This window comes from Polaromonas sp., from assembly GCF_016185115.1.
In the GTDB taxonomy this organism is placed as follows: domain Bacteria; phylum Pseudomonadota; class Gammaproteobacteria; order Burkholderiales; family Burkholderiaceae_C; genus Polaromonas.
The window spans coordinates 94352-116013 of sequence record NZ_JACPOF010000020.1; the positions used below are offsets into that span (position 1 = coordinate 94352).

20 protein-coding genes are annotated in these 21662 nt (G+C 61.3%); 1 reads left to right on the forward strand and 19 read right to left on the reverse strand.

The features are described from left to right. Positions 1-74: 74 nt before the first annotated feature. Entirely contained in the window at positions 75-1430 is a 1356-nt protein-coding gene (locus tag HYX42_RS13400) for an esterase-like activity of phytase family protein (RefSeq protein WP_293403795.1), read from the forward strand. 284 nt (positions 1431-1714) lie between these two features. Here HYX42_RS13400 and HYX42_RS13405 read toward each other — a convergent pair whose 3' ends face one another. From HYX42_RS13405 to HYX42_RS13495, 19 genes are all read right to left on the reverse strand, one after another. Next, the gene (locus HYX42_RS13405; RefSeq protein ID WP_293403797.1) at positions 1715-2152 is read right to left on the reverse strand and encodes a group II truncated hemoglobin; all 438 of its coding nucleotides are present in this window, start codon (positions 2150-2152) and stop codon (positions 1715-1717) included. Positions 2153-2164: 12 nt separating this feature from the next. Further along, on the reverse strand, positions 2165-3238 hold the full coding sequence (gene mnmH, locus HYX42_RS13410) for a tRNA 2-selenouridine(34) synthase MnmH (protein WP_293403799.1): 1074 nt from the start codon (positions 3236-3238) through the stop codon (positions 2165-2167). 181 nt (positions 3239-3419) lie between these two features. Beyond that, positions 3420-5984, reverse strand: a complete 2565-nt coding sequence (locus HYX42_RS13415; protein WP_293403801.1) for an FtsX-like permease family protein — start codon at positions 5982-5984, stop codon at positions 3420-3422. A 73-nt stretch (positions 5985-6057) separates the two neighbouring features. After that, positions 6058-7323, reverse strand: coding sequence for a gephyrin-like molybdotransferase Glp (gene glp / locus HYX42_RS13420; RefSeq protein WP_293403803.1), 1266 nt, complete (start codon positions 7321-7323; stop codon positions 6058-6060). 229 nt (positions 7324-7552) lie between these two features. Next, positions 7553-8248: a molybdenum cofactor guanylyltransferase MobA gene (gene mobA, locus HYX42_RS13425; RefSeq protein ID WP_293403805.1), complete on the reverse strand. Its 696-nt coding sequence runs from the start codon at positions 8246-8248 to the stop codon at positions 7553-7555. 16 nt (positions 8249-8264) lie between these two features. Continuing rightward, entirely contained in the window at positions 8265-9092 is an 828-nt protein-coding gene (locus tag HYX42_RS13430) for a substrate-binding domain-containing protein (RefSeq protein WP_293403807.1), read from the reverse strand. Beyond that, positions 9089-9769 carry an ATP-binding cassette domain-containing protein gene (locus HYX42_RS13435; protein WP_293404540.1) on the reverse strand — a complete coding sequence of 227 codons (681 nt, stop codon included), beginning with the start codon at positions 9767-9769 and terminating at the stop codon, positions 9089-9091. Before HYX42_RS13435 ends, HYX42_RS13430 begins: the two co-directional genes overlap by 4 nt. A gap of 23 nt (positions 9770-9792) precedes the next feature. Beyond that, the gene (locus tag HYX42_RS13440) at positions 9793-10533 is read right to left on the reverse strand and encodes an ABC transporter permease (protein WP_366931153.1); all 741 of its coding nucleotides are present in this window, start codon (positions 10531-10533) and stop codon (positions 9793-9795) included. A 5-nt stretch (positions 10534-10538) separates the two neighbouring features. Beyond that, on the reverse strand, positions 10539-11513 hold the full coding sequence (locus HYX42_RS13445) for a formate dehydrogenase accessory sulfurtransferase FdhD (RefSeq protein ID WP_293403811.1): 975 nt from the start codon (positions 11511-11513) through the stop codon (positions 10539-10541). 79 nt (positions 11514-11592) lie between these two features. Further along, positions 11593-11982 carry a hypothetical protein gene (locus HYX42_RS13450; RefSeq protein ID WP_293403813.1) on the reverse strand — a complete coding sequence of 130 codons (390 nt, stop codon included), beginning with the start codon at positions 11980-11982 and terminating at the stop codon, positions 11593-11595. Between the two features lie 62 nt (positions 11983-12044). After that, the gene (locus HYX42_RS13455; protein ID WP_293403815.1) at positions 12045-13235 is read right to left on the reverse strand and encodes a formate dehydrogenase subunit gamma; all 1191 of its coding nucleotides are present in this window, start codon (positions 13233-13235) and stop codon (positions 12045-12047) included. A 14-nt stretch (positions 13236-13249) separates the two neighbouring features. Continuing rightward, complete coding sequence (locus HYX42_RS13460) at positions 13250-13489, reverse strand: hypothetical protein (protein WP_293403817.1); 240 nt, start codon at positions 13487-13489, stop codon at positions 13250-13252. Further along, positions 13486-14106, reverse strand: coding sequence for a formate dehydrogenase FDH3 subunit beta (gene fdh3B, locus HYX42_RS13465; protein WP_293403819.1), 621 nt, complete (start codon positions 14104-14106; stop codon positions 13486-13488). Before fdh3B ends, HYX42_RS13460 begins: the two co-directional genes overlap by 4 nt. Positions 14107-14200: 94 nt before the next feature. Then, positions 14201-17179, reverse strand: coding sequence for a formate dehydrogenase subunit alpha (locus tag HYX42_RS13470; protein WP_293403821.1), 2979 nt, complete (start codon positions 17177-17179; stop codon positions 14201-14203). Positions 17180-17209: 30 nt separating this feature from the next. Continuing rightward, positions 17210-17422 (reverse strand): formate dehydrogenase, encoded by a 213-nt coding sequence (locus tag HYX42_RS13475; RefSeq protein WP_293403823.1) that lies wholly within the window; start codon positions 17420-17422, stop codon positions 17210-17212. A gap of 228 nt (positions 17423-17650) precedes the next feature. Next, positions 17651-18277, reverse strand: a complete 627-nt coding sequence (locus HYX42_RS13480) for a molecular chaperone TorD family protein (protein ID WP_293403825.1) — start codon at positions 18275-18277, stop codon at positions 17651-17653. Between the two features lie 18 nt (positions 18278-18295). Beyond that, entirely contained in the window at positions 18296-20419 is a 2124-nt protein-coding gene (locus tag HYX42_RS13485) for a 4Fe-4S binding protein (protein ID WP_293403827.1), read from the reverse strand. Then, on the reverse strand, positions 20349-21056 hold the full coding sequence (locus HYX42_RS13490; RefSeq protein WP_293403829.1) for a DUF3306 domain-containing protein: 708 nt from the start codon (positions 21054-21056) through the stop codon (positions 20349-20351). The genes HYX42_RS13485 and HYX42_RS13490 overlap by 71 nt, the downstream gene beginning before the upstream one ends. Then, positions 21049-21621 carry a DUF3305 domain-containing protein gene (locus tag HYX42_RS13495; protein WP_293404541.1) on the reverse strand — a complete coding sequence of 191 codons (573 nt, stop codon included), beginning with the start codon at positions 21619-21621 and terminating at the stop codon, positions 21049-21051. Before HYX42_RS13495 ends, HYX42_RS13490 begins: the two co-directional genes overlap by 8 nt. Between the last annotated feature and the right edge of the window lie 41 nt (positions 21622-21662).

The window sequence follows — 21662 nt, forward strand, 5'->3', positions numbered from 1 at the left end:
AGGGACGGTGCCTGTAATCACGCCGTCACATGCTTTGCGCACCATGGCGTCCTCTACTTGCAAAGGATTCCCGCATGCGCCTGACCTTCCGCCCTTCCCTCTGTGCCATCACCCTGGCAGCACTGGCTGCCCTGCCGGCACACGCACAAACCGCTTTCCCGGCAACGCTGGCAGGCCATGTCGTGATGCCCGCTCAATCTTTTGTGCAGGCGCCCAAGGATGCGCCTGAAGACCTGAAGATCAGCGGCAAGTTCACCACCCCACAACGCGCGGACAAACTCGCCTCGATAGAAGGCCTGTCAGCCGGCCGCCCGACGGGCGTCTCTCTGCCGTTCAAAGGCCAGCCGTTGCAGGGCCACTCGGGTATCAAAAAAATGCCGGATGGCAGCTTCTGGGTGCTGACCGACAACGGCTTTGGCGCCAAGGCCAATTCGCCGGACGCCATGCTGTATCTGAACCGCTATGCCATCGACTTCAAGGCCGGCAGCATCAAGCGCCTGCAAACCATCTTTTTGCATGACCCGGACAAAAAGGTGCCGTTTCGCATCGTCCATGAAAGCACCAAAAAGCGTTACCTGACCGGCAGCGACTTTGACACGGAGAGCTTTCAGATCGCCGGCGGCGCGCTGTGGATTGGCGACGAGTTTGGCCCCTTCCTGATCAAGACCGACATGACGGGCAAGGTACTGGCCGTGTTCGAGACACAGGTCGAAGGCAAGGTCGTACGCTCGCCCGACCACCCCGCCGTCACCACGCCGGGCGCACCCGGCGGCGCCGTGGATTTCCAGGTTCGCCGCTCCAAGGGTTTTGAAGGCATGGCATCTTCGAAAGACGGCAGCAAGCTGTATGCGCTGCTTGAAGGCGCCTTGTACGACGCGGCCACCAAAGGCAATGAAAAGCTGGACGGCAAGGACTATCTTCGCGTGCTGGAATTCGACGTGAAATCCCAGCAATGGACGGGCCGCCACTGGAAGTACGTGCTGGAAGGCGCCAGCCACGCGATTGGCGACTTCAACATGATTGATGGCACCACCGGCCTCATCATCGAACGCGACAACGGCGAAGGCACGGCCGACAAGGCCTGCCCGGAAGGCCAGAGGCGCACAGACTGCTTTCATGACATCGCCAAATTCAAGCGCGTGTACAAAATCGAGTTGAGCGAGGCCAATGTCGGCGGCCCGGTGCGCAAGATCGGCTACATAGACCTGCTGAACATTGCCGACCCCAACAAGCTGGCGCGCAAGCCGCTGAACAATGGCGTGCTGACCTTCCCCTTCTTCACCATCGAGAACGTCGATGTGTTTGACGCCACCCACATCGTGGTCGGCAACGACAACAACCTGCCGTTCTCCAGCAGCCGCGAGCCCAACAAGGCGGACGACAACGAGATGGTGCTGCTGGAAGTGGGCGACTTGCTGAAGGCGAAGTAATTTCAGCTGGTTTTAACGTACACGTTTAATTTTTAACGTGTACGTTAATTTTTTGCCGTATACGGCAAAAACTTGTTTTCAGAGCTGCCGGCAAGCCGGTTCAAGGCGTTAAAAAGCTCAAAAAATGCCATTTTTGAGGCGTAAAAATGGCTGCAGGCCAATAAATATGCACGTGAGTAGCTATTTATTTCATAGCAAATTACGCAATTGGACACGCTACAGGTGCTGCGGGGGAGGCCGCTGGAACTCCGTCTGAGCCACCAGCCGACCTGTGCGCAACTCTCTCAGCCCTCACCCCGGTTCCGCATCCAGTCCGCCGTCTGGAAGAACGAGGTGTTCAGGCGTGCGCGAAGCTCATCATCGACACCGGTCTCGCGCATGGCCTGGTCCATGCAGGCCAGCCATTCGTCACGCTCCCTGATGCCTATGGGGCCCGTCGCCCCGCCCTGCCCCTGCATATGGCGCATGCGCAGGCGCGGGTGGCCGAAACGCTCGGTGTAGTGCTGCGGCCCGCCCATCCAGCCGCAGAGAAACCAGAACAGGCGGTCGCGTGCGTTCTCAAGCGTATTGCCGTGTACGGCGCGCAGCACGGCGTAGGCGGGCTCCAGGTCCATCAGGTCATAAAAGCGGTCAACCAGCGCCCGGATGCGCGCCTCGCCGCCTATCCATTCAAACGGTGTGGCAAAAGGCGGGTTGCCGGGTGGTTTTTCTTCGATCTGCATGTGCGCTTTCTCTCAAGCCAGGGCTGCCGCAAGCGCGGGCTTCACGGCCAGCGCGACGACGTTTCGTGCCAGCGATTCAACTGCGGCAGGTGACAGGTCGGCGGTAGGGATGACCTGACGCTCCTCCCAGCGCCTGAAGTTGTTGCGTTGCGAGCGGCTGTAGGCAGGGTCGTAGTGCTGCACGGCCAGTTCGCGGAAGAGCGGGGGCAAGTCACGCGCCATCGCCCAAGCCTGCCACCTGGCAATGGTTTCCTTGCCGTGCAGTTCCTTCAGGATGCCAATGCGCTCGGCCAGCCAGTCGGGCCGGTCGCCCAGGTAGTTGTAGTCGCGCAGCAGGTATTCGACCCGAGCGTCTGTGGTGGCTTCTATCTCTATGCAGGGGCTGGAGCGCATGCGCTCGACCAGTTGCACCGGCACATTGATCTGGCCGATGCGGCGGCTTTCGCCTTCGACATAGAGTGGGCGTTTGAGGTCAACGCCTTCCAGCACACTTGCGAGTTGCGTCTCGAACGCGGTTTGTGAGGGCTGCGGCTGGTCCTGAATCGCGCCCAGAAGCGAGCCCTTGTGGCAGGCCAGGCCTTCAAGGTCAAGCACCTGCTCACCCTGGGCGGCCAGCGCCTGCAGGATGCGCGTCTTGGCATTGCCGGTGGCGCCGCAGATCACCACAAACGGCAGGTCAGCCGAGAGGCGGTCTATCAGTGCAATCACATGCCGGCGCCAGCCCTTGTAGCCGCCTGGCAGCTGCTGCGCATCCCAGCCGACCAGGCGCAGCCAGTTGGTCATGGAACCGCTGCGCATGCCGCCGCGCCAGCAATAAATCATGGGCCGCCACGAGGCGGGTTTGTCGGCAAATTTCTCGCGCAGGTGAAGCGCCAGGTTGGCCGCGACCATCGCACCGCCCACGCGGCGGGCTTCAAATGCGCCCTGCTGCTTGTACAGCGTGCCAACTATTCTGCGTTCTTCGTTGTCCAGCACCGGGCAATTGATGGCGCCCGGAATATGGTCGATGGCAAATTCGGCCGGCGAGCGCGCATCGATGATGGCGTCAAAGCCGTGGCGGTCAGCCACAGTGATCTGCGGCCTCATGCGCGCACGCCCGGCAACAGGTCAGAGCGGGGGGAAAGGGGAAAAGTCAAAGCCATGCCGGATTGTCGCGCAAGCAAAAGGTGTGCGAGATCTCCCCTGTCATCCCGGACTCGATCCGGGATCCATCCCCGCTTCGTTCACCGTGGATTGCGGGTCAAGCCCGCAATGACAGTCAATGAAACTAGTTACCCGACGTGCGCCTCAAGGTTTCAACAACAGGCGTGTTGAGCACCGAGCGTAAACCCCACCAGCCCGCAGCCAGCGCCAGCAGAGCCCCGGCAATGCTGCCCATCACAGGCACCGTCCATGAGCCAGTCCAGTTGAAGTCAAACACATAACGTGCCAGTCCCCAGCCCACGCCGAGCGCAACCACTGAGGCCAAAAATCCTGCCAACAGCCCCACACCGGCCAGCTCTGCGCGCTGCACCTGTCTGAGCAGGGAAGCACGGGCACCGACCGCGCGCATGATGGCAAATTCCTTGGCGCGCTCTTCACGCGTGGCCGTGATGGCGGCAAACAGAACCACCAGCCCGGCGGCCAGCGTGAAGCCAAACAAAAACTCCACCGCGCGGATGACCTGGTCGAGCACGCGCTGCACCTGTGCCAGGGTGCTGCTCATATCAACGTTGGTGACGTTGGGAAACGCGCGCACCAGCTGGTTGTCAAAACTCTGCGGCGCAGCTTGCCCGGCTGCCGCTGCTACAGGCTCTGGCGCGCGAAAGGCCGTGATGTAGGACACCGGCACATCGGCGAGGACCGCTACCGGGTACATCACAAAAAAGTTGACCCGCATTGAACCCCAGTCGACCTTGCGCAGGCTGGTGATTTTGGCCTCACTCACCTGGCCGCCCATGTCAAAGCGCAGCGAATCGCCCAGCTTGAGGCCCAGCGTTTTGGCCAGGCCGTCCTCAACACTCACCGCATCTTTTTCACCCGATGTCCAGCGGCCGGCTACGATCTGGTTGTGCCCCGGCATCTCGATGTTGTTGGAGAGGTTGAATTCGCGGTCGACCAGGCGCTTGGCGCGGTCGTCTTCGTAGTCATCGGGTGTCACGGGTTTGCCATTGACCGCCACCAGACGGCCGCGAATCATGGGGTACCAGTCAAACTTCTTCACGCCGCCATCACGCAGGGCTTTCTGGAAAGCCTCACCCTGATCAGGCTGCACGTTGATGACAAACCGGTTGGGCGCATCAGGCGGCGTGGCCTTGCGCCAGCTGCTGATGAGATCAGTGCGCAGCAGCACCAGCAGCATGAGCGCCAGCAGGCCAACCGCCAGCGCGCTGGTCTGCACCACCGCGTACGCAGGCCGGGCCGAGAGCTGGCGTGTGGCCAGCACCAGCCAGCGCGGCGCCGTGCTTTCATTGACGCTGGCGCGCAGCAGCTTGACGGCTGCAAAGCTGGTCACGGCAAACACCAGCGCCGCACCCGCAAAACCGCCGACGGCGATGAGCCCCAGTTTCAGGTCACTGCTGGCCGCCACGAGCAATGCGGCAAAACCCAGCACACCGACACCGAGCACGGCCATCGATGCGGGCTTGAGGTTGCCGACATCGCGGCGGATCACACGCAGCGGCGGCACGGACGCGAGCTGCAAAACCGGGGGCAGGCCGAAGGCCAGCAGCAGTGTCAAGCCCATGCCCATACCGAACAGCACTGGCCATATGGTGGCCGCAGGCAAGGCGGTTTCGACCAGCCCGGCAAGCAGGGCCACAAAACCGTAATGCACGGCAAAGCCCAGCACCACACCGAGCGCGCTGGCAAACAGCCCTGCGAGTACAAACTCGAAGGCATAGGCCAGCGCAATCGTGCGTTGCGGCTGGCCCAATACACGCAGCATGGCGCAGTCATCCAGGTGCTTGGCCGCAAACCCGCGCGCGACGATGGCAACCGCCACCGCACTGAGCAGCGCTGCCAGCAGCGCCACAAGGTTGAGGAATTTCTCGGCACGGTCCAGGGTCTGCCGCATCTCGGGGCTGCCGGATTCGAGCGACTCCAGCCGCACGCCGCGTATGCCGGATTTCTCAAACGGCTTCTTGATCTCTGCATCGGCCCATTTCACAAACTCGCTGACGGATTTGTCATCGCCGGCAACAGCAAAGCGGTAGTTGGTGCGGCTGGCCGGCTGTATCAGGTTGGTGGCCTTCACATCGGCCTGGTTGACCATGGCACGCGGCGAGAAGCTGATGAAGCCGGCGCCCCTGTCGGGCTCCTGCACGATGATGCGCGTGATCTTGAAACTGCCGTCGCCCATCAGCAGGGTCTGGCCCGGTTTAAGGCCCAATGAATCGAGCAGGGATGCATCAACCCACGCCGTGCCAGGAGCTGGCACATCCCGCGTAATGCTGCCGGGGTCTGATGCATCTGCGGCTACTTTCATGCTGCCACGCAGGGGGTAGCCTTCAGGCACGGCCTTGAACGACACCAGCTTGCTGGCACCGCCATCGGCGTCGCTGGCGCGGCCCATGGTCGGGAAATTCACGGTTGAGATGGCCTTGAGCCCCAGCGCCTGGGCTTTGGCGATGAACACAGCAGGCGTTTCGCCGTCGCTGCGGATTACCGCATCACCACCGAGAAGCTGGCGTGCATCGCGCTGCAAACCACCCTTGAGGCGGTCGGCAAAAAAACCGACAGCGGTGAGCGCAGCGACAGCGAGCGTGACGGCAACGATCAGCAAACGCAGTTCGCCGGCACGCAGATCTCGCCAGAGGGTGCGCCAGCCGAGTTTCAGGAAAAGTGGGTTCATGGCGCTACCTTATCAGTTTGGGAAAAGCCCCAAATCGTGCAGGTCTGGCCGCATCCCTATTGGCCCAAAGGTGTCAGACGACGCCGTGAAACATCATCACATCGACCAGATCACCTTCAGCGACATTGCCCTGGCCATGATGCAACACGATGAGTCCGTTGGCCTGCACCATGGAGCTCAGAACGCCCGAACCCTGGTTGCCAGTGGTGCGCACTTCCAGCCGCCCTTCGGGCGAAGTGGTGACCACGCCGCGCTGGTATTCCGTGCGGCCCGGCTTCTTGCGCATGGGCTCCTGGCTATGGGCGCGCAATAGCGGCAGGGACTCATCCCCTGCGCCCATCATGCGCAGCAAGGCCGGCCTGACCAGAGCCAGAAACGTCACCATTACGGCCACGGGGTTACCCGGCAGCCCGAACAACACCGTATTGCCAATACGGCCCACTGCAAACGGCCGGCCTGGCCGCATGGCAATGCGCCAGAAGACCACGTCGCCGAGCTTGCGCATCATGCCCTTGGTGAAATCGGCTTCGCCCACACTGACGCCGCCGCTGCTGATGATGACGTCGGCCTGAGCCGCTGCGCTGCGAAATGCAGCTTCCAGCGCCGCCGGGTCATCGCGCACCACGCCACACTCGATGACGTCGCAACCCAGCCGGTCAAGAAGACTGGTGACGGTGTAACGGTTGCTGTCATACACGGCGCCCTCACGCATGGCCTCGCCGGGGGACAACACCTCATCGCCGGTAGACATACAGGCCACGCGCAGGCGGCGATACACGGGCAATGTCTGCATGCCGAGGCTGGCGGCCAGGCCAATCGCCGCGGGCGACAGCCGCTGCCCCCGGGAAAGCGCGACACCACCAAGCTGCAAATCCTCACCGCGCAGGCGGCGGTTATCACCCACGCCAAGCAGGCCGGCGGGTATGTGAACGGTGTCTCCATCCACACGCACCAGTTCGTGCGGCACCACGGTGTCCACCCCAGCCGGAAGAATGGCCCCGGTCATCACCTTGAGGCATTGCCCGGCATCGACGCTACCCGTCCAGGCCTTGCCGGCCAGGGCGGTGCCCACGCTGCGAAGGCTCACGGGACCACCCTTTTTCAGCACAGCACCGTCAAAAGCAAAGCCGTCCATGGCGGAGTTGTCATGCGCTGGCACTGCCATCCCCGACACCAGGTCTTCAGCCAGCACCCGACCCTGGCACTGACGCAGCGGCAGGGTCACCACGTCATCGACCGGTGCGACGAGGCGGTGGATAAACGCGTTGGCGTCATCCATTTTCAGGGCCTGCGGGTCATAACCCTGCAGGGAGCGTGCTATCTCTTCAAGGGAGGTCATCCTAGAAACGGCAGTTGGATGCGCCCGAGTGGGCCGTGAGCGGCGCGTCTGGCAAGGCGTGACGACGCTGCAGGCTACTGCCTGCAAGGAGGAGCAACGCAGCCAGGCGCGTCGGGCGCGGTTCAATCGGGCACATAGCGCGCTCACCGGAAGGGTGACGGTCAACGAAGGCGAAAAAGTTAATGTTCATAAGGCTTTGGCTATGTTTACAAGCGGTCAACTGCCATTTCTAGGATCGCGTGTTTTCCAGCGAACGGAGTTCATCTAGGGTGTTGGCATTGGCAAAGGCCCTGGGGTCATCATCAGCGGTATTGAACGGCACATGCACCACACGGTGCTGTGCCGTCCACGCATCAATTTTGCGCCCGCCTGAAGCCAGAAAAGCCGAGAGGCTTTCATGCAGGCTGGCCTTCATCAGGCAAAAAACCGGCTGGCTGCGCAGCACGGGGTGCCCATCCGGCCCGGGTTCAAGCGCTTGTGCCACCGCTACGTCCGCCTTGGCCGCGATCAGCGCGTCCAGCAGGCGCCTGGCGAGATCCAGCGGGAACAGCGGACTGTCGCACGGTACCGTCAACAGCAGCGGGCTGCTGCAAAGCGCCAGGCCGGCCTCAAAGCCCGCAAGGGGACCGGAGAAATCCTGCACCCGGTCCGCAAAAACCTGCGCCTTGCCTGCACCAAAGCAGGCCTTGGCCTGCGCAAGATACAGCTCGTGATTACGGTTGGCATTGACCAGTACGCCATGCAAAGGGCCACCATCCTGGTGCGCAAGGCGAACAAGCGCATGCTGCACCAGCGGCTGGCCGCGAAACGGCTGCAGCCCCTTGTCCACCCCCCCCATGCGAGCGCCCCGCCCGCCGGCGAGGACCAGCGCGGTGATGTCGTTTATCCCGACATCCGATGCAGAAGTAAATGCAGATGAGGTCAATAAAGTCGCGGATGAATCAGGGCTTGGCATTCGGGAAGAATAACTGCTCCCCACCTATCTTGTAACTGGCGATCACCGCCTGCCCTGCGGGTGAGGTCACCCAATCGATAAAGCGGTTGGCCCCCAGGGCATTGACATGCGGATGTCTGGCCGGGTTGACTGGCAACACGCCGTACTGGTTGAACAGCTTTCCGTCGCCCTCCACCAGAACAGCCAGGCCGGCACGATTCCGGAAATTCAGCCATGTTCCGCGGTCGGTCAGCACATATGCGCCTGTCGATGCCGCGATGTTGAGCGCGGGCCCCATGCCGCAGCCGCATTCACGGTAGCCGGCGATCTTGGAGACATCCAGATCGGCCAGCTTCCAGTACCGCAACTCGGCCACATGGGTTCCGCTGCGGTCGCCACGGGACACAAAAGGTGCCGCGCCGGCTGCCGCCTTGCGCAGCGCGGCCACGATGTCCCTGCCGCGCACGCCGGCGGGGTCAGACGCAGGGCCGACCAGCACAAAATCGTTGTACATGACGGCCAGGCGTTTTGTTGCAAAGCCGTCTGCCACCAGTTTTTCTTCAGCTGCCTGGTCGTGCACAAAGAGCACATCTGCATCGCCGCGGCGGCCCATGTCTATCGCCTGGCCGGTGCCGACAGCGACCACCTTCACGTCCATGCCGCTGGCCGCCTTGAAGGCCGGCAGCAGATGGGCAAACAGGCCGGACTGTTCCGTAGAAGTGGTGGACGCCATGAGCAGGGGCTGGGAAAACACCGCGCTGGAGGCCAGCAGCAATGCTGCGCCCAGAACTTTGGTGGCCAGCGCCGAAAACGCTCTTTGATGGCAGGCATTCATGTCGTCAACTCTCCTTTCAAAAAATGGGCTGCGGCGGCTGAATCCGCCTGCAGGCGTGCATGGTCAAAAAAGTCTGCCACCGGCAAATCTGCAAGCAGATGACCCTGTTCGAGGTAGATCACACGCGTGGCCAGGCGCTTGACCTGACCCAGGTTGTGGCTGGCAAAAACGATGGTGCCGCCAAACGACTGCACCACGCCTTCGACCAGCCGCTTGGAGTGCGGGTCAAGGCTGGCCGTGGGTTCATCGAGCAACAATGCCTGTGGATTGAGCGCCAGTGCCCGCGTCAGGGCCACGCGCTGGGTTTGCCCGACAGACAGCTGCCGGCCACTGCGGCGTGCGACTTCTTCGAGCTCCGCCCCGGCAAGCGCCTGCACCGCGGCCTGGCGGGCAGCCCGCCAGGGTGTGCCATGCAGCCAAAGGGCCAGTGCCAGATTGTTCTGCACCGACATGCGGAGCAACACCGGGGTCTGGAACAGCATGGCCTGCTGCAACGCCTGCTGTCGCCGTACCGAGCCTGACGTGGGTGCAAGCAGGCCGTGCAATACGCGCAGCAGGGTGGACTTGCCGCTGCCGTTGGCGCCCACCAGCGCCACGCGTTCACCGGCTTCTATCCGCAGCGAAACCCCTGCAAGTGCAGCGGGTGCATCGCGCCCCCGGGACAGCACAACCCGCACCTTGTCCAGGTCGTAAAGGGGGCTCACGGCCTTGCCCTGGTGATGGCGGATGCAACAGAAAGATTGAGCGGTGACGCTAATCCGCTGAAGCAGACACGCAGCCCCCAGATCAGCAACTGCAGGGCCAGCACTACAAGCAGAAGTACAAGGCCCAGACCCATGGCCAGCGGCAGATCGCCCTTGCTGGTTTCCAGCGCAATGGCCGTGGTCATCACCCGGGTAAAGCCGTCGATATTGCCGCCCACAATCATGACCGCACCCACCTCGGCAACCGCGCGACCGAACGCTGCAAGCGCGACCGTCAGCAACGCACTGCGCTCATCCCAGGCCAGTAGCAATCCTGTCAGGCGCGGGCCAGCGCCCAGGGACGCCAGTTGTTCACCGTGCGAGACATGGGCATCTTCCACCACCTGTCTGACCAGGGCCACGACCACGGGCAGGACAAGGATGACCTGGGCCAGAAGCATGGCCTTGAACGAATACAGCCAACCCAGAAACCCCAGAGGCCCGGAGCGGGACAGCAGCAGGTAAACCAGCAAACCTACAACGACGGATGGGAGGGACAGCAGCGTATTCAGTACCGCGAGGAAAACTTCCCGCCCGGCAAACCGGCTGACCGCCAGCCAGGAGCCCAGAACACACCCGATCACAAACGCGATGCCGCTGGCACTGGCGCTCAACGCCAGCGATCGCGTGACAATGGACAGCAGAACCGGATCGGCAGACACCACCAATTGCCAGGCGGCCTGCGCGCTATCGCCCATGGCACTCAAACCCCGGCCTCGGCCATTCCGGTTGCTGCCGCAATGTCCAGCCTCAACCGCCGGGGTGTGCTGAAACACAGGAAACGTTTGTTAAGCGCCCGGCCTATGGCGCACAGGCCCAGATCCTGTGCCAATGCATGGCCCATTTGCGTGATGCCACTGCGCGAAATGACCACCGCGATGTCCATCTGTGCGGCCTTCATCACCATTTCACTGGTAAGCCGGCCGGTCGTGTAAAAAACAAGTGCTTGCGGCGCGGAGGGCGGGGCGAGTGGCGCAGCGGCCAGTCCCGATGACAGGTCGCCCTCAGGTGGGACAGCTGGCTCAGAGGACAGCGAACCATCCGCAACAGGAAGTGTGGGGGCCACAATTTCAGGATGCAACCACATCCAGCCTGCAATCGTATCGATGGCGTTGTGCCGCCCGACGTCTTCAACAAACAGGAGCATTTCGGGTTCAGGCGCAGTGGCGTCAAACAACGCGCAGGCATGTACAGATCCGGCCGACTTGTAGGTCGTCTCCTTGATGCGAATGGTGTTGACCAGCGAATAAAGCTGGCTCTGCGAAATCGTCACATCAGCCGGCAGGCGGATCTGGTCAACGGCCTCCATGAGGCCACCAAATACACTGCCCTGCCCGCAACCGGTGGTCACCACACGCCTGGCGGTTTTTTCTTCGATGTCGTCAATGCCGTATCGGGTTTTGACGGCCACGGCGCCAACGTCCCAGTCCACCGTGACAGACTCGATATCGTGAACAGAATTCACAAGCCGCTGATTTCGCAAATAACCCAGCACCAGCCACTCGGGGTGTGCACCCAGCGTCATCAGAGTCACCAGCTCGCGTTTGTCGACGTAGACCGTGAGCGCCCGCTCCGCCGGGATAAAAACCGGCTGGTGTTCGCCGAACTCGTTGACGGCGTCTATTTGGCAGGTCAGGGGCGCCTGGGCCGATGTGAGGCGCGGAAGGGGCAATGTCATGAAAGCGAGACTACAACAAAAGAGCCGACACGCATCGAGCCCGACCCGATGCCCTGCATCAACGACCCGGTAACTGGTGTCAGCTTTTTTTGGCCGGGTTCACCACTGCATCAGGCTGCTTGCTGCTGGGAGGGCTGGCCGCTGTTGCCGCGGGTGAATGCGCGCCGGCGGCTTCCAGCGGTTTGGCGGCCTCAGGCGGCGTGTAAACAAAAGCACCCGGGTCGGCGCACGCAGCGGCGGCGGTAGCAGGTTTGGTCTCCTTGCCCGCTGCCTTGGCCGATTTGTAATATGCGGCAGCCACCTTGTCCTGCGATTTGCAAAGCTGGTAGGTGTCGACCTTGCCGGCCCAGGCAGCCTTGGCAGCAGCCTCTGCGGCCTTGGCTTTGGCTTCATCGCTGAGGGCAGGCAGCTTGGCCAGCGCCAGCGATGACACTGCAAGGAGAACGCTTGGGATGAGAAGTTTTTTCATGGAGTTCCCGCTCTTGTCTGTCTTGTCTGCTGTCCGTCGTGTGGTGGCTGCCGGATCCGCGCTCAGGCCTGCGCAGCCTGGCCAGTCGGCACGGGCTCGCTGCGCTGGGCCGGAATGCGGCCTGCCTTGACATCGTCGTACCAGTACTCGTGATGGTCCCTGGCCCAAGCCTCGTCGACATAGCCGGTTTTCATGCCCTGGTAGGCGCCCTGCATGCCAATCGTGCCGAGGTAAATATGCCCCAGGAAAAGGCACATCATCAGCACCGTGGCCACGGCATGAACCATGTGCGCCACCTGCATGGTCGAGCGCTCATACACCAGGCCAGGCAAAAGCTTGTCGAGCACAAAGCCTGAAGACACCACCACCAGACCCAGGAAGAACACACCACCCCAGAACACGAGTTTTTCGCCGGCGTTAAAACGGTTGGATGCAGGCTCCACACCCGAGATCAAGCCACCGCCCTTGCGCAACCAGGTCAGGTCGCCCTTTTGCGGCCAGTTATCGCGCACGAAAGTGAAAAACACGATCACCAGCGACACCGCAAACAAGGGGCCGGCAAAATTGTGCATTGTTTTAAGCACGTAGGTGAGCCAGCCAAACAGCGCACCGCCCAGGATGGGCTGGAGAAAAAATTTGCCAAAAGCCATGACCACACCAGACACCGCCAGGATCACAAAGGCAATGGCATTGGACCAGTGCGCAGCACGCTCGAACGGTGTGAAGCGTTCGATCTTTCGCCCAGTGTCAGGTGCATGGTTTTTGATACTGCCCTTTGCAAAATAAAAGAGCGCAATCGCCAGCACCACGATCAGCAACAGGGAACCGCCATAAGGAATGAGCCAGTTGTTGCGTACCTGCCGCCAGGCTTCACCAGCGTTGGTCAGGCGCAAACCGGGGTACTGGACGAAAGGCTGGATCAGGTTGCCAGCTTCAGGTGACTCGCTTTTAGGCAGGCTGCTGTAGCCCGTGACACCGCTGCCCACCTGGCGCCACATGGGTGCATTGTTGCCGGGCTGAACCTTCATGCGTTCCCCGTTGGTCTGGCCCGCGTATTTGGGGTCTTCACTGGCGTCGGGTTTGACCTCAAAAATATTCTGGCCCTGGATGGCTGCCGCGCCCGCAACCGCCGGCGCGGGTGACACTGGCGTTGGCGTCGTCGCCGCAGCCTGCGGGCTGGCAGGTGCCTGCGCACAAACCCACCCGGCACATCCAAGCGCCATCAAAAAAACCGCCAGCCGAGCACGTTTCATAGGTCCTCCGGCTCTTATTTGGATGGAACCAGCCTGGAATATTCGTTCTGGGTGTTCTGCATGCGGGCTTTGAGCCCCTGCTCCCAGCTCACCTTGTCACCTGCCTTCCAGCCGGGTGCAACAAAGCCGTTGTCAGCGCCCTGGAAAGCCGCGACATCGCTCTTGCCGGCACCAAGTGTCTGGGGCTTTTCACCGCAGGCTGACAGGCAAAAGGCGACAGCCGCGACCGGCACCGCTACAAAAGGGCGCCTCATGATTTGGTACCTGCGGGGGGCTGGCCAGCCTGCTTGGATCCATACGCCGTTCCCCAACCCCAGACCTCGGCACCCTTGCCGCGCTGGACCACACGGTTACGGAATATGTCGGCGACCACATCGCCATCACCTGCCAGCAAGGCCTTGGTGGAGCACATCTCGGCGCAGGCGGGCAGCTTGCCCTCTGCCAGCCGGTTTCGGCCATATTTTTCAAACTCGGCTTCGCTGCCGTTGGCTTCGGGCCCACCGGCGCAGAAGGTGCACTTGTCCATCTTGCCGCGTACACCGAAGGTGCCGGCGGAAGGAAATTGCGGTGCGCCGAAGGGGCAGGCATAGGAGCAATAGCCGCAGCCGATGCAGATGTCCTTGTCGTGCAACACCACCCCTTCGTCGGTGCGGTAAAAACAATTGACCGGGCAGACCGCCATGCACGGCGCATCGCTGCAGTGCATGCAGGCCACCGAGATGGATTTTTCGCCAGGAACGCCGTCGTTGAGGGTCACCACCCGGCGGCGGTTCACGCCCCAGGGAACTTCGTGTTCATTCTTGCAGGCCGTGACGCAACCGTTGCATTCGATGCAACGCTCTGAATCACAAACAAATTTCATTCTTGCCATGTTGTCTCCGTATGCAGCGCAGGGCTGCCCCAAGCAAATACAGCAGCCCCGGACGGCAGCACCCGGCATGAAGTCAAAAACATGGCGGTCATGTTCATGCCTTCTCGACGTTGCAAACAGTCGTTTTGGTTTCCTGCATCATCGTCACACTGTCGTAGCCGTAGGTTGTGGCGGTGTTGATGGCTTCGCCACGAATGATGGGCGCCGCACCGTTGGGGTAATAGGCCAGCATGTCCGCCCCCTGCCATCGACCCGAGAAGTGGAAGGGCATGAACACCGTATCCGGACCGACACGCTCGGTCACCATGGCCTGGACGTTCAGGCGGGCACCGGTCGGTGTGCTGACCCAGGCGCGTTCGCCATTGCGAATGCCCTTGTCTGCAGCAACCTTGGGGTTGATTTCGATAAACATCTCCTGCTGCAGCTCGGCCAGCCAGGGGTTGGAGCGGGTTTCCTCGCCGCCGCCTTCGTACTCGACCAGACGACCCGAGGTCATGACCAGCGGGAACTTCTCATGCACCTTGTCAGCAATGTTTTTCTGCTGCACGCTTTTGTAGAGCGTCGGCAGGCGCCAGAAGGCTTTCTTGTCGTCGTGCGTCGGGTACTTGGCCATGAGGTCAGCACGGTTGCCGTAAAGCGGCTCCCGGTGCTGCGGAATGGCGTCGGGGAAGTTCCACACCACTGCGCGGGCCTTGGCGTTGCCGAATGGATGGCAGCCATGGTTTTTCATGACGACGCGGATAATGCCGCCGGAAGAATCGGTCTTCCAGTTCTTGCCTTCGGCCGCAGCCTTCTCGGGCTCCGTGAGCTCATCCCACCAGCCCAGTTTTTTGAGCAGCACATGATCAAACTCCGGGTAGCCCGTGGTGATGTCCGCCCCCTTGGAACAGGAACCGTCTTCAGCCAGCAGGTTGACGCCGTCTTTCTCAACGCCAAAGTTGGCCCGGAAATTACCGCCGCCGTCCATGACGTGTTTGGAAGTGTCATAAAGGTTGGGAGAACCCGGGTGCTTGAGCTCCGGCGTGCCCCAGCAGGGCCACGGCAGGCCAAAATAATCCCCCGTCGTGTCGTAACCCGTTTTGGCATCCTTGCCACCTTTTGACCTGAGGGTTTTCACATCAAACAGGTGCATGTTGCGCATGTGGGCCTGCAAACGCTCGGGACTCTGGCCGCTGTAGCCGATGGTCCACATGCATTTGTTGATCTCGCGCAGGATATCCTCGGGCACGGGCTCGTCCATGCCCTTGACCTTCTGCATCTTGTAGTTCTTCGACAGTTCCTTGGCAAAGCCGAGTTTTTCAGCCAATTGATGCATGATCATGTGGTCGGTGCGGCTTTCCCACAGGGGTTCAATGACTTTTTCGCGCCACTGGATGGAGCGATTGGATGCCGTGACGGAACCGCTGGTTTCAAACTGCGTGGCGGCTGGCAACAGGTAGACCGCGCGGTTGGCGTTCAGGTCTTCCGGCTTGCCGGGCATGGCAGCCATGGCAGCAGTTGCGGACGGATACGGGTCAATCACCACCAGCAAATCCAGTTTGTCCATGGCGCGTTTCATTTCCAGCCCACGGGTCTGGGAGTTGGGCGCATGACCCCAGAACACCACGGCACGCAGGTTGGGATCCTGGTCTATGAATTCGTTTTTCTCCATCACGCCGTCAATCCAGCGTGAGACCGTGATACCCGGCTTGCCCATCATCGCTGCCGATGCGTAGCGGCCCTTGATCCAGTCGAAGTCCACACCCCAGGTCTTGGCAAAGTGCCTCCATGAACCTTCCGCCAGGCCGTAATAACCGGGCAGGGAATCAGGATTGGGGCCCACATCGGTCGCACCCTGCACGTTGTCATGGCCCCGGAAAATATTCGTACCACCACCCGACACACCGACATTGCCGAGCGCCAGCTGCAGGATGCAGGAGGCGCGGACGATGGCGTTGCCGATGGTGTGCTGCGTCTGGCCCATGCACCAGACGATCGTGGACGGCCTGTTTTTGGCCATCATCTCGGCCGCCATGTAAACCCGCGCCTCGGGCACACCGCAGGCTTCCTCAACCTTGTCGGGCGTCCACTTGGCCATGACCTCGGCCTTGATCTGGTCCATGCCGTAGACACGGTCATTGATGTACCTGGTGTCTTCCCATCCATTCTTGAAGATGTGATACAGCATGCCGAAGAGGAAAGGAATGTCCGACCCTGAACGGATGCGGATGTACTCGTCAGCCTTGGCAGCCGTGCGGGTAAAGCGCGGATCCACCACGATCATCTTGCAACCCGTTTCCTTGGCATGCAGCATGTGCAGCAAACTCACCGGGTGCGCTTCGGCAGCGTTGGAGCCGATGTACAACGCGCACTTGCTGTTTTGCATGTCGTTGTACGAATTGGTCATCGCTCCGTAACCCCAGGTGTTGGCAACGCCGGCAACCGTGGTCGAATGGCAGATGCGGGCCTGGTGGTCGCAGTTGTTGCTGCCCCAGAAGCTCATCCATTTGCGCAGCAGGTAGGCCTGCTCGTTGTTGTGTTTGGAAGAACCCACCACATAAATCGAATCGGGGCCGCTGGCCTTGCGCAACTCGAGCAGGCGGGCGGAAATTTCGGTCAGCGCGGTGTCCCAGGTGATGCGTTCGTACTTGCCGTTGACCAGCTTCATCGGGTAACGCAGGCGGAACTCTCCATGACCGTGCTCGCGCAGCGCCGCACCCTTCGCGCAATGCGCACCAAGATTGATGGGCGAATCAAATACGGGCTCCTGTCGAACCCAGATGCCGTTCTCAACCACGGCATCAACTGCGCAGCCCACAGAGCAGTGCGTACAGACTGTTCGCTTGACCTCTATCTTCCCTTTGCCGTCAGCCGCAGCGCCGGGCGCCGCTGCATCCGCTTTTTTAACAAGCGTCAGTTGCGACGCGGCAAGCCCGACACCGACACCAAGCCCCGAACGGCGCAAAAAAGCGCGGCGATCCATGGTTGGCAAGGCGTTTGACAGGCCGCGGGACAGGCTTTGCACAAATCGCGCCGAACCATCGCGATGCGCTGGGCTGCCGTGAAGACCGTGGGATTTTTTCGTGAGAAGCATGCAGCTCTCCGTAAGAATGAAACGGGTGAATTAAATTCGCGTGGTTTTGTAATAGCGCTTGACGTGCTCGGAAAGGCTGTATCCACCACCTTTTTCAGGCGCTGGTCGAGGCAGTTCAACGGCCTCTGCTGCGGGTGCACCTGTGATGCGGGGCAAGGCCACCACGGCCGCTGCGGCGGCGCCGGTCGCTGCGGCACCGAAAAAGAAACCCCGACGGGAGGGTTTTGGCTGGCTTTCCTGCATCTTGGTCTCCAAGGAAGCGTGGCTACACGGGAAGAGGCTTGCGCGCTGATTTGTCCACTGTACGCCACCGCGGCTCCTGCGGCAATCGATCTTGAAGAGTCCCACCCCATGGCTAGGGAAAACGATAGGTGGACCTGGGTTGCCGGCGAACTGTGTGTGCGCAGCGCTGCTGCAAGCTGGAAGAGACCGGAATTCCAGGTAGCCGGTTAGTTTTCAGTCTGCGCGTGTCTAGGCAAGCATGTCAAACCCCTGCGCCTCCACGCTCACAAAAGTCTGGGTGAATGCGGCCAGCGCCCGATAAAACCGTGCCTCTGGATGTTGCATGACGGCTTCGCACATCCGCGATATCCAGGGCTGTACCTGCGTCGCGAAAAAAGCCTGCTGGCGCGTCAGGTTGGCCACTTCTGCGTCATCGCCAGCAATCAGGTAGCGCATGACTTCACAAAGGTAAGCCACATGGTCCTCGGTCTCTGACATGGCATCGTCACGGACCAGTCCCAGCGCAGCCAGCTCCGTGCGCAATGCAGCCAGCGGTTTTTCGTTCAGGAAGCCGCTGAGGTAATGGGAACCGAAAAGGTAAACCTCGGGTTTGCCCACGCCACCAAAAAGCAGGTCGTATTCGTTTGCGATGTCTGCCAGGCTTTGCTCGCGTGAGGCGGCCACCAGTTCGGTCCACGAGCTTTCGAGCACGGCGCCCGGCGCGGGCGTTTCAGTGACAGCCACCTGGAGATTGGCCAGCAGGTCTGGCGAAGGGGCCGCGTAATACAACGCTGCGAGCAGGCCGTAGACCTCCGCACGTGCGGTTTCCTCATCCAGGGCGGAGCTGGCGAGCTGTGCGGGGGTGATGGTTTGCATGGGCACTTGCATTGGGCTTTAAGGGATATCGGTGATCCTGATTTCATTTTGGGCTGAATAGATGTCCACCACGCGGCAGTCACCACACATCTTGAGCCGGTCTGCAGCGTCCCCCTGAAACATCGCATGCCCCGCAAGCTTGCCGAGCATGGACTCAATCGCCTTGAGCGTTCCGAACGGCTTGCTGCAGCGCATGCACCGGTAAGGCTGGCTCTCATTGAGTATCCGCGCATCCTTGCGCTGCGGCGTGAGCAGCAGACGCGGCTGCAGCGTAATGGCGTCTTCCGGGCAGGTACTGGCGCACAGGCCGCACTGCACGCAGTTCTTTTCGATGAACTTCAGCTGTGGCCGCTCGGGGTTGTCCTGCAGTGCGCTGGCCGGGCAGGCGCTCACACAGCTCAGGCAGAGCGTGCAGGTGTCAGTATTCACCAGCAGGCTGCCAAAAGGAGAGCCTGTCGCCGGTAACTCAATCGCCTCCGGCAAAACAGCAGGCGCATGTGTGATCAGATGATCCAGCGCCATGTCCAGCGTCCCGCGCTTTTCCTGTACTACCGCAAAACGGGCGGCACCTGGTGGCACGATAGGCCTGGCGCGCGCCACGGCCTGCAGACTGGCATCAAGGTCGGTGACAGCCGCCGAATGAACCAGGTGGAAATGCACCCCTGCATAACCCAGGCCGTTAAGGACAGCTTGGGCCACGCGCATCTGTTCCGCAAGGCCATCGCGGTAAGCTGGCGCCTCCTCGTCGGTAGTCAATACCACGACCTGCGCCGCGCCAAAGGCCAGCGCGCTGAGCCAGAGATCCAGGCCCACACTGGCCGTGTGCCAAAGACCCAGGGGAATCACATTCGCAGGTACGCCACGCACACCTTTTTGCAGCCGGGCAGCGCGGCCAAGCGCTTCAAGTGCCTGCACGCCGCTAGCCTGACTGTGCAGCAAAACGACCGCATGGGTGCCCCCAGCCTTGGTATAGGTTGACAGCAGCGTCTTGAGGCGCACACCCTGCTCACTCGCACGCGGGTAGGCATAGGTCAATGCACCCGTGGGGCATGCCGTTGTGCAGGCGCCGCAGCCTACGCACAGATTGGGATTGACCACAATCTGCTGGCGGCTTTTTTCGCTGCTGATGGCGCTGGCCGAGCAGATGTCCATGCACGCGCTGCAGCCGACTGTTTCGTTACGGCTGTGCGCGCAGAGCTTTTGTTTGTAGTTGAAAAATTTGGGCTTCTCAAACTCACCGACCATGTCGCGCAGCTTGACCACGGTGGGCAGCAGGCCGGGTGAGGCCAGCCCCAGCGATGCGTCCAGCGCGAAGTACCCCTGTGGCGGGGCATGCAGGGTAATCAGCGGCTGCGAACCCAGGTCGAGCACCAGGTCAAAGGCTTCGGTGACCTGCTGCGGGGCCCGGCTGAAATCGATCGCACCGGCCACCTTGCATACCGCCACACAGTCACGATGCGATGTGCACTTGTCGCTGTCAATCTGGTAGCTGAGGTCAATCGCACCCTCGGGGCACACCGCCACACACGCGTTGCAGCGGGTGCAGAGGTCAAGGTCAATCGGGTTGCTTTTGAGCCATCGGGCTTCAAACGCACCGAGCCAGCCTTTCAATTTGAGTTCGTCACCGCTGATGACAGGGTATTGCCGTTCCTGAAGGGGAAATCCAGACTGGGGCGCCATGGCGACGCCCTGCGCAAAAATCGTGACCTCCAGCGCATCGGCGACCAGCGCCGCAATCTGCTCGGCCTGGTCAAGAGGCCCCACGATCAAAAGACGGCCTGTGCTTTTATAGGTAACTGTAGAAACCGGTTCTGCGTCCGGCAGATGCGCCGCAGCAAGTAATGCTGCGATTTTCGGCATAGCCTCGCCAGCATCCCTGCTCCATCCACCCGTCTCCCGGATATTCACAAACCTGACAACTGAACTGGCCCTTTCAGTCTGCCCGGCCACTTCTGCAAACAAACGCTTCTCCTGCGTGCAGGCCACGACAACATCTTGGCCTGACTGGATGGCTTTCTGGAAAGCGCCGGCCTCGCGGCGGCAGAGCGCCGAATGCAGTGTCAGGGTTTGATCAAGCGCTGCGCCCAGCGCCTGGGGCTGGAGCGGCATGGTCTGGTTGCAATCGCAAATCAGTGTTGGCATGGTCTTTTTGGCTCGCCGCTGGGCCGGGCAATTCTGGCACCGGCACGGTTTGGCTTGGGTTATCTGAAGCTGCGGATCCCGAAGAAGCTGTGTCCTGACTTTCACGCGACTGTGCCACGGTTTGGCCTGTGGGGGTATTCGCACTTTCCCCTGATGATGCAGCGATGCTGCCTGCGGCTTCGTCATCTTGGTCCGTCACATCATCAAACAGATGGAGGAACTTGCTGCCGTTCATCTTCCTGAGCATGGACTCGGGTATCGGGTCAGGAATTGAATAGTCGTCAATGTATGTGTCCAGACCATCCATCACGTTGAAGTGCGGGTCGGAGAAGAGCTTTTTCATGGCCGCATTGCGCACGGCACTGCCCACACCACGGACCATAAAAGGCGTGAAGTCAGAGTCTTTTGTGAGCACCTTCGCATCATCAAGCGAAAGGACTTTTTCCGGAAGTGCGGATGGCGCCGCAGCGGGGCCCTCCGTTGCGGACATCGGCGCCGGCTGGCTGGCTGGCGGTATGACCAGCTCGTCTGGAACGGGTTTTGCGGCCGGCACCGTCTCATCGAGTGGCTTGCCCTGCAAGACCTTTGTCTTGCGGCGCGCCCAGCGCCCCAGAAAACCGCCTGGTTCCTCAGCCACGCCCAGGCCCTCCGGATGCCTTGCCCGTGCTGACACGCGCGGGATTTCCAAAACGGTCCTCCAGGGTCTTGAAACTCTGGGGCCGCTGGCGGCGTTTGGCTTCCTGCACATGGTGCTGCGCAACAAAAGTCTTTACCCACTGCACCACATCCGGCGATGCCGGCACCTGTTCAACGTTTTCCTGCGCATCCAGCCAGCGTCCCGCGTCGTGGTAACTCAAGGTAACGGTTTGCGGCAGAGCTATCGGCTCATCAGCCACGGCAGCTTCTTCCTCCATACGCCAGACCACCCAGAAACATGGCTGCTGTGTGGTGACATTGAGGTAATAACCTTCTGCATCACCGAGGAACAGCTCGACCGTAAAACCGGGATGCAGCCATCGCGTTTCATTTTCATCGTCAAGCAGCAGGCGCGGCTGGGTTCCGAAGCTGTCCTCATGCGGCACCACATCGGCAAGCGACCAGCGCCAGGACTGCCAGCGGTTGGCAATACGTTCACGGCGCATGACAACAGCCACGACAACCGCAGGGCGGGGGACAGGGTGACCGTCCTGCGGGGAACGCATCGAGAAGTCGGACATGCCCGCAGTGTACGGCTGCACGGGCG

Excerpts from the sequence above, each read along its gene's own strand:
- HYX42_RS13475 (WP_293403823.1), bottom strand. The coding sequence starts at position 17,422 with ATGCAGGAAAGCCAGCCAAAACCCTCCCGTCGGGGTTTCTTTTTCGGT.
- glp (WP_293403803.1), bottom strand. The coding sequence starts at position 7,323 with ATGACCTCCCTTGAAGAGATAGCACGCTCCCTGCAGGGTTATGACCCG.
- HYX42_RS13455 (WP_293403815.1), bottom strand. The coding sequence starts at position 13,235 with ATGAAACGTGCTCGGCTGGCGGTTTTTTTGATGGCGCTTGGATGTGCC.
- HYX42_RS13460 (WP_293403817.1), bottom strand. The coding sequence starts at position 13,489 with ATGAGGCGCCCTTTTGTAGCGGTGCCGGTCGCGGCTGTCGCCTTTTGC.
- HYX42_RS13450 (WP_293403813.1), bottom strand. The coding sequence starts at position 11,982 with ATGAAAAAACTTCTCATCCCAAGCGTTCTCCTTGCAGTGTCATCGCTG.
- HYX42_RS13485 (WP_293403827.1), bottom strand. The coding sequence starts at position 20,419 with ATGCCAACACTGATTTGCGATTGCAACCAGACCATGCCGCTCCAGCCC.
- HYX42_RS13480 (WP_293403825.1), bottom strand. The coding sequence starts at position 18,277 with ATGCAAACCATCACCCCCGCACAGCTCGCCAGCTCCGCCCTGGATGAG.
- HYX42_RS13405 (WP_293403797.1), bottom strand. The coding sequence starts at position 2,152 with ATGCAGATCGAAGAAAAACCACCCGGCAACCCGCCTTTTGCCACACCG.
- HYX42_RS13400 (WP_293403795.1), top strand. The coding sequence starts at position 75 with ATGCGCCTGACCTTCCGCCCTTCCCTCTGTGCCATCACCCTGGCAGCA.
- HYX42_RS13445 (WP_293403811.1), bottom strand. The coding sequence starts at position 11,513 with ATGACATTGCCCCTTCCGCGCCTCACATCGGCCCAGGCGCCCCTGACC.
- fdh3B (WP_293403819.1), bottom strand. The coding sequence starts at position 14,106 with ATGGCAAGAATGAAATTTGTTTGTGATTCAGAGCGTTGCATCGAATGC.
- HYX42_RS13495 (WP_293404541.1), bottom strand. The coding sequence starts at position 21,621 with ATGCGTTCCCCGCAGGACGGTCACCCTGTCCCCCGCCCTGCGGTTGTC.
- HYX42_RS13415 (WP_293403801.1), bottom strand. The coding sequence starts at position 5,984 with ATGAACCCACTTTTCCTGAAACTCGGCTGGCGCACCCTCTGGCGAGAT.
- HYX42_RS13440 (WP_366931153.1), bottom strand. The coding sequence starts at position 10,533 with ATGGGCGATAGCGCGCAGGCCGCCTGGCAATTGGTGGTGTCTGCCGAT.
- mnmH (WP_293403799.1), bottom strand. The coding sequence starts at position 3,238 with ATGAGGCCGCAGATCACTGTGGCTGACCGCCACGGCTTTGACGCCATC.
- HYX42_RS13470 (WP_293403821.1), bottom strand. The coding sequence starts at position 17,179 with ATGCTTCTCACGAAAAAATCCCACGGTCTTCACGGCAGCCCAGCGCAT.
- HYX42_RS13430 (WP_293403807.1), bottom strand. The coding sequence starts at position 9,092 with ATGAATGCCTGCCATCAAAGAGCGTTTTCGGCGCTGGCCACCAAAGTT.